At 29.6% G+C, this 6,381-nt stretch carries 5 protein-coding genes and 1 pseudogene; all 6 read left to right on the top strand.

The window, feature by feature from the left end:
* Window positions 1-546: 546 nt before the first annotated feature.
* Window positions 547-723, top strand: coding sequence for a CAT RNA binding domain-containing protein (locus EII29_RS12925; RefSeq protein ID WP_233573324.1), 177 nt, complete (start codon window positions 547-549; stop codon window positions 721-723).
* A 22-nt stretch (window positions 724-745) separates the two neighbouring features.
* Entirely contained in the window at window positions 746-1,393 is a 648-nt protein-coding gene (locus tag EII29_RS10970; RefSeq protein ID WP_233573323.1) for a PRD domain-containing protein, read from the top strand.
* A gap of 361 nt (window positions 1,394-1,754) precedes the next feature.
* On the top strand, window positions 1,755-3,671 hold the full coding sequence (locus tag EII29_RS10965) for a beta-glucoside-specific PTS transporter subunit IIABC (RefSeq protein WP_125237562.1): 1,917 nt from the start codon (window positions 1,755-1,757) through the stop codon (window positions 3,669-3,671).
* A gap of 25 nt (window positions 3,672-3,696) precedes the next feature.
* Window positions 3,697-5,127, top strand: coding sequence for a 6-phospho-beta-glucosidase (locus EII29_RS10960; RefSeq protein ID WP_125237561.1), 1,431 nt, complete (start codon window positions 3,697-3,699; stop codon window positions 5,125-5,127).
* Between the two features lie 346 nt (window positions 5,128-5,473).
* On the top strand, window positions 5,474-5,650 hold the full coding sequence (locus EII29_RS12190; protein ID WP_158612523.1) for a hypothetical protein: 177 nt from the start codon (window positions 5,474-5,476) through the stop codon (window positions 5,648-5,650).
* Window positions 5,651-6,004: 354 nt separating this feature from the next.
* Window positions 6,005-6,381, top strand: a pseudogene (locus tag EII29_RS10955) (hypothetical protein); the annotation flags it as partial.

Genomic DNA, 6,381 nt, shown 5'->3' with positions numbered 1-6,381 from the left:
AATAACAAATTCTTAGTACTATGTCATTAAAAAGGTAAATGAGAAGGAAATTTGTATTAATGTAAAACATTTTAATGCATTTGATTTTGAAATAAAAGAATGTATAAGATTACCGGAAATATTATCCGATTAGAGTAAAAAAAATGTAGTATAAATAACATATTTATAAAAAAATGACAGAATAAAAGTTATAAAAAAGATATTTTTCAGAATAAAGAAGTTGATAATTCAAAAAACTGTCAATACTCAAAAAAATTTAAAATTATCGAAATTTTTTTAATTTTCTTTTAGACGGTAAGTTTAATAAAAAAATTTATTTTAACAGTATAATTTTTTATAGTATGGTGGAAGTTTTATCCTGTAAATTTTAAATTTACCTATTGACAAATAGTAAATAAAATAATATACTGAATATATAAATACGGATTGTGACTGTTAGGCAGGCAAAACCTTGATTAGTGAATACGATTTGATAGTTTTTTAAAGCTGTTTTTGTTGTGTTTAGTAGTCAGGGTTTTTCTATTATATACAGTAGGAGCAGATAAAATGATTATAAATAAGATTTTAAATAATAATGTCGTGCTGTCGAAGAAAAACGGAAAAGAAATCATTATGACAGGAAAGGGTATAGCTTTCGGGAAAAAAGCAGGAGATACCGTAGATAAAAATAAAATAGAAAAAACATTTATACTTGAATATAATGAAGTATCGGAAAAAATTTAAATCTCTACTGGAACATATTCCGATGAAATATATTTCAGTGTCTTATGATATTATTGAATATGCAGAAAATATACTGAATACACGTTTTAATGATTTTATATATGTGACATTAACTGACCATCTTAATTTTGCTATTCAGAGGAATAAAGAAAATATAAGTTATGTAAATGCCCTACTTTGGGAAATAAAAAGGTTTTATTCTAAAGAATATGAAGTTGGATTAAAGGCCATAGAATTTATAAAAAAGGAACTGGGAGTAAGTTTTTCGGAGGATGAAGCTGCAAATATAGCATTACATCTTGTAAATGCAAAAATAAATAGTAAAAGTGAAATTGCAGAAACTGTACAAATAACAAAGATGACACAGGATATTCTTAATATTATAAAGTATACTTTTAAAATTGAACCGGATGAAACCACCCTCAGTTACGAAAGGTTTATAACTCATTTAAAATTCTTTTTTCAAAGGATTATAAAAAATAATCAGGTAAATACGGAAGATGATTTTATTTACAATGAAGTAAGAAAAAAATACAGAAAATCTTACGAATGTGCTTTAAAAATTCAAAATTACCTAATGGGAATATATAAAAGGGAACTGACAAAAGAAGAAAAAGCTTATTTGACAATACACATTAGAAGAATAATAGAAGATCAAAGGAATAAATAAGATTTAATACAGTTAAAAAGGATTGTGACTATTAAATTAGGCAAAACTGGCAGAAAATAAGGATGTTACCATGTAGTTAATTTATATGGAACTCGCTAAATTTTTATATCTACAGTTTGCCTTTTTTATTTAGTTTAGTGAAGGTGAATTATGATTAAAAACAGCTTTATAAATCAAAAATAATTCTTCAATTATGAACAGTATATATTTTTAAAAATAGAACCACTTTTTTATTGAATTTATAAAAACATTATAAAATATATATAATTTATAATTTGATATATTTTTCACTTTAAAGAATAGCCTTAGTAAACTAAGATAATTAAATAAAAAATTATACATTAATATTTAAGGAGGAAATATGAAATACCGAAAATTAGCCGAAGAAATTATTTCAGGAATAGGAGGAAAAGAAAATATAAACAGCCTTACCCACTGTGTTACAAGGCTCCGTTTTAAACTGAAAAATGAAGATATTGCTCAAACTGAAAAATTGAAAAAAACTGATGGAATAGTAACAGTAGTGAAAAGTGGAGGACAATATCAAGTAGTAATAGGAAATCATGTGCCTGATGTATATAAAGAAGTTGTTGAAATTGCAGGAATATCCAATTTCGATATATCTGACGGAGGAGATGTTGAAAATACAAACATATTCAATAAAATTATAGATCTTTTGTCAGGAGTATTTGCCCCTACTTTAGGTATATTATCAGCAACAGGTATGATAAAAGGCACGGTTTCATTGCTTACAACTTTTGGAATTATAACTAAGACCTCGGGGACTTATAATATTTTACAGGCAACAGGAGACAGTTTATTTTATTTCTTTCCTATATTTTTAGGCTTTACTGCAGCAAAAAAATTTAAATTAAATCAATTTACAGGAATGGCAATTGGAGCTTCCCTTGTTCATCCGTTAGTTATGGGGATGCTAAAAAATGAAGTTGTTTTTACAGCATTTAAAGGAATTCCTATTATTGAAACAGATATACTGGCAACATTTCTAGGTATTCCGGTATTGCTTATGAATTATACTTCAAGTGTAGTTCCTGTAATTGTAGCTGTTTTCTTTGCTTCTAAAATAGAGAAATTTTTTATGAGGGTAATACCTGATGTAGTTAAAACATTTTTAGTTCCCTTTTGTACATTACTTATAATTGTTCCATTGACATTTCTGTCAATAGGTCCGGTAACGACATGGGCTGCCCATGGAGTAGGTGCTTTTACAATGCTCCTGTCAGAGATAAGTCCGATTTTAGCCGGAGCATTAATAGGTACGTTCTGGCAGGTTTTTGTAATGTTTGGATTGCATTGGGGATTAATACCTATTGCTATAAATAACATTGCTGTCATGGGAACGGGTACTATACTGATGTTTGCTTTTCCTCCTTCATTTGCCCAGATCGGAGTTGTATTGGCAATAATGATGAAGACAAAGGATCGGAAGTTGAGAAGTTTAACAGTACCGGCATTTATATCAGGAATATTCGGAGTAACTGAACCTGCAATTTATGGAATAACGTTACCTAAGAAAAAACCTTTTATAATAAGCTGTATTGTCTCGGGAATCGGAGCTGTAGTTGCAGGAATGTTCGGGACACTGAAATATTCAATGGGAGGACTTGGAGTTTTCGGGATACCTACATTTATCAATCCCAAAACAGGGATTGATATGGGATTTTATGGGATACTGATATCAATAACCGTAGCTTTTATTTTAGGATTTGTAATAACATTTTTTACATATAAAGATGATACTGAAAGTGAGAATATTTCGACAAATAAAGAAAAAAACGTAGTTTCGGAAAATAAATTAGTAGAAAAGGAAACTTTATACAGTCCTTTAAAAGGGAAAGTAGAAAAACTGAAAAATATTGAAGATGAAGCATTTTCTTCTGAGGCAATGGGGAAAGGTTTGGCGGTAATACCTGATGAAGGAAAAGTGTTTTCTCCTGCAGACGGTCAGATAGTAACATTTTTTCCTACACATCATGCTATAGCAATGATAACTGATAAGGGAACGGAAATATTAATTCATGTAGGTCTGGATACAGTAAAACTGGAAGGGAGATATTTTTATCCAAAGGTAAAACAGGGAGAAAAAGTAAGAAAAGGAGATTTGTTACTTGAATTTGATATAGAAGGTATAAAAAAAGAAGGGTACATTGTAACTACTCCTATAATAATAACAAATACTGATGATTATCTGGATATAATAGAAACAAACAAAAAATATTCGGATTTCGGAGAAGAAATAATAAATATACTGAATTGAAAACAATAAAAATGGAGGTATTAAAATGTCTGAAAAAGGATTTAAAAAAGATTTTTTATGGGGAGGCGCAACAGCTGCAAATCAGTATGAAGGAGGCTACAATGAAGGTGGAAGAGGTGCTGCCAATGTAGATTTGATCCCTTTAGGAAAAGATAGGGGAGATATAATAAAAGGAAAAAAGGAAATGCTTGATTTTGAAGAAGGTTATTATTATCCTGCAAAAGAGGGGGTAGATTTTTATCATAGATATAAGGAAGATATAGCATTATTGGGTGAAATGGGGTTTAAAGTATTTAGACTGTCTATAGGATGGAGCAGAATATTTCCCAAAGGAGATGAAGAAAGTCCAAATGAAGCAGGTCTTGCATTTTATGAAAATGTATTCAGAGAATGCAGAAAATATGGCATAGAACCTTTAATTACAATTACTCATTTTGATTGTCCGATTCATTTAATAAAAGAATATGGAGGATGGAGAAATAGAAAATTAATAAAATTTTATAAAAAACTTTGTGAAACAATATTCACAAGATATAAAGGGCTTGTAAAGTACTGGATTACATTTAATGAAATAAATATGATACTGCATGCACCTTTTATGGGGGCGGGTATAGTATTTAAAGAGGGAGAAAATGAAGAACAGGTAAAATACGAGGCAGCACATAATGAGTTGGTTGCAAGTGCATGGGCTACAAAAATTGCCCATGAAATTGATCCGGAGAATAAAGTGGGATGTATGCTTGCTGCCGGAGAATATTATCCTCTTACTGCAAAACCTGAAGATGTATTCAAATCCATGAAGCAGAACAGGGAAAACTACTGTTTTATAGATGTACAGGCAAGAGGATATTATCCCTCCTATTTACTTAAAGAATTTAAACAGAAAGGGATAGAAATCAATATAACGGAAGAAGATAAAAAAATATTAAAAGACAATACAGTTGATTTTATAAGCTTCTCCTATTATTCTTCAAGATGCTCTTCAGCAGATCCTAAAGAGAAAACAGAAGGAAATATATTCACTACTGTCAAGAACCCTTATTTGAAAGTTTCGGAATGGGGATGGCAGATAGATCCTTTAGGGTTCAGAATAACTATGAATAATTTATATGACAGATATCAGAAGCCTTTATTTGTCGTAGAAAATGGTTTGGGAGCGATAGATGTTCCTGATGAGAACGGTTATGTACAAGATGATTATAGAATAGATTATTTAAGGGCTCATATAAAAGCAATGAAAGATGCTGTTATTCTTGATGGAGTGGAACTGCTCGGATATACGACATGGGGATGTATAGATCTTGTAAGTGCAGGAACAGGAGAAATGAAAAAAAGGTATGGATTTGTGCATGTGGATAAAGATAATGACGGAAACGGAACATTAAAAAGAAATAAAAAGAAAAGTTTTAATTGGTACAAAAAAGTAATTGCAAGTAACGGGGAAAATCTGGACTAATAAAAACAGTACTGATATTATCTAAATAAAGGAGATAAATCTTATGAAACGAAACAGTAAAGTATTGATTGTAATATTTCTATTTATAACGGTAATAAATGTAATGTCAAATAGTAAAGAAAAAACTGTAAATACAAATTTTACTAAATGCTCAAATATTTGATTATGGACAGAATATAATATCCGTGGAATTACAAACTTCAAAATTAAAAAATATCAATATTGGAAGTTTGGATACAGAAAGATTTAAAGTTCAAGCCAAAGGGACATTCCCGTAAATAAAAAATAATCAAAAAAAGAAATTTTTAAACTTTCAGATACTCTCAGAGTACTGGGATTGTTTGATATGTATAGGAATATAGAGAAAGTAACTGTTAATTCCATAGGTAATATAGTTCTCCATTTAAAATACGGTCAAAATGTTGAAGGTTCGAATACCCTTGTATATATAACAGGAGATATAGGTAAAAATGTACTTCTGGACTTAAATTATACAGTAACTCAGGAAAAAACTACAGATTAAATGACGGAACAATCATTACAAAAAAAACTTCATATAAACAAGGAAAAACGGTAGATAAAGAAGCTGACAAATTCACTCCGAGAAAATCAAAAAAAGGAATGAATTATCAATTTTTCAAACCAAAAAATATTAAAGAAAAGCATCCCTTGATTATATGGTTTCATGGAAATGGGGAAGGGGGATATAATGAATATAAAAACAATATCTCTCAAAAATTAGCAAATATGAAGAGCGGTATCCTTCAGTGATGAAAAAGTACAGAAAATATTTGGAGGAACTTATGTAATAACACCTCAGGTAGATGATACATGGTACAATAACTATAGTAAAAAATACATAGTAACTGCGAAAGAATTGATAGATGAAGTTGTAAAAGAAAATATAGATATAGATAGAATATATGTATTCGGAGTCTCGGTAGGAGGATATATGTCTATAAGAACGGCAATAGAATATCCAAATTTTTTTGCAGGAATAAATGTAAATGCTCCGGCAATAAATATAGCTTCTCGGAGAGGAGGAGTAAAAACAACAATTGAAGATATACAGAAAATAAAAAATATTCCTTTCTGGATTGTACATTCTGAAAATGATCCTATAGTAGATTATAAAACTTCAAGTAAATGGCTTTATAAAATTTTAATTAAGGGAAAAAATGGGAAAAATTCTAAGCAAAGACATAGTAAAAATGGGGGGTATAAAGATAATGGGGAAAAAAAAGAAAAAAAAAG

The sequence above is a fragment of the Leptotrichia sp. OH3620_COT-345 genome (genome assembly GCF_003932895.1).
GTDB lineage: Bacteria > Fusobacteriota > Fusobacteriia > Fusobacteriales > Leptotrichiaceae > Pseudoleptotrichia.
This window is presented reverse-complemented; position numbering and strand designations above follow the sequence as displayed.

Coding starts and splice junctions, on each gene's coding strand:
- EII29_RS12925 (WP_233573324.1), top strand. CDS start 547: ATGATTATAAATAAGATTTTAAATAATAATGTCGTGCTGTCGAAGAAA.
- EII29_RS10960 (WP_125237561.1), top strand. CDS start 3,697: ATGTCTGAAAAAGGATTTAAAAAAGATTTTTTATGGGGAGGCGCAACA.
- EII29_RS10970 (WP_233573323.1), top strand. CDS start 746: ATGAAATATATTTCAGTGTCTTATGATATTATTGAATATGCAGAAAAT.
- EII29_RS10965 (WP_125237562.1), top strand. CDS start 1,755: ATGAAATACCGAAAATTAGCCGAAGAAATTATTTCAGGAATAGGAGGA.
- EII29_RS12190 (WP_158612523.1), top strand. CDS start 5,474: ATGTATAGGAATATAGAGAAAGTAACTGTTAATTCCATAGGTAATATA.